Raw genomic sequence first — 869 nt, 5'->3', positions numbered from 1 at the left:
GAAGGCGTCATGGGCCTGACCGGACCCGTGACCTGGTTCATTCTCGGCTCTTTGATCATCGCTCTCATCGTGTTGATTACCGCCGGTATCAAGTGGGGCGCCATCACCGGTGGCGTCCTCCTACTCACCGTGCTCCCGGTGATCAGCAAACGTCAAGGCCTCACCGGATACGAAAGGTCCCTCATGGCAATCCAATTCTTCAGTGCCTTTCGACGTAAAGAGCACATCTACCGCGGTGGTCTGTTCTCCGAAATGCCCGGCGGGAAGGCACACCTGCCCGGTGTGCTGGCCCCCACGAAAATGTATGAGGGCGAAGACAGCGCCGGCTACCGGTTCGGCATGATCCACATGCCCAAGAAGAATCAGTACACCGTCGTGCTGCGGGCCTGGCCCCAGGGCGATGAGGCCGTGGACCGGGTACTGGTCAACCAGTGGGTCGGCGAGTGGGGAGTCGTCCTCGCATCCGCCGGACTGACCAGCGACATCGAGGCGATCGTCCCGGTCCTCGACACCGTCCCCGAGACCGGCAACGCCCTCCTCAACCAGGCGAGGTTGATCACCGCCCCGCATGCCCCCGCGCTGGCGAAGGCAGTCGTGTACGAAGGCGCCACCGAGTTCCACCGCGACGAAGTTCAACTCGCCGCGCGGGTGGCGATCACCTTCGCTGCCACAACCGATGAACGGAAGAAGGACCCGGGCGTGCAAGCGGTCGAGATCGGTCGGCGGCTTCCCGGCATTCGCGCCGCGATCGAAGCGTCCGGGGTCGCGGTGCGGTCGATGAGCGCGGCCGAAATCACCGGTGTGGTGCGCCGCTCCTTCGACCCGGCATCCCAGCAGATCGTCGAACGGGCCGAAGCCAGAGGTGAAGA

At 64.3% G+C, this 869-nt stretch carries 1 protein-coding gene; it reads left to right on the top strand.

Annotation, left to right across the window (positions count from 1 at the left end; genetic code table 11):
- On the top strand, positions 1–869 hold an 869-nt coding region (locus tag MLGJGCBP_RS47955; protein ID WP_328799692.1), incomplete at both ends, for an SCO6880 family protein.

It is taken from the genome of Rhodococcus sp. T7 (assembly GCF_009872365.1).
Taxonomy (GTDB): Bacteria; Actinomycetota; Actinomycetes; order Mycobacteriales; family Mycobacteriaceae; genus Rhodococcus_F.
This window is presented reverse-complemented; position numbering and strand designations above follow the sequence as displayed.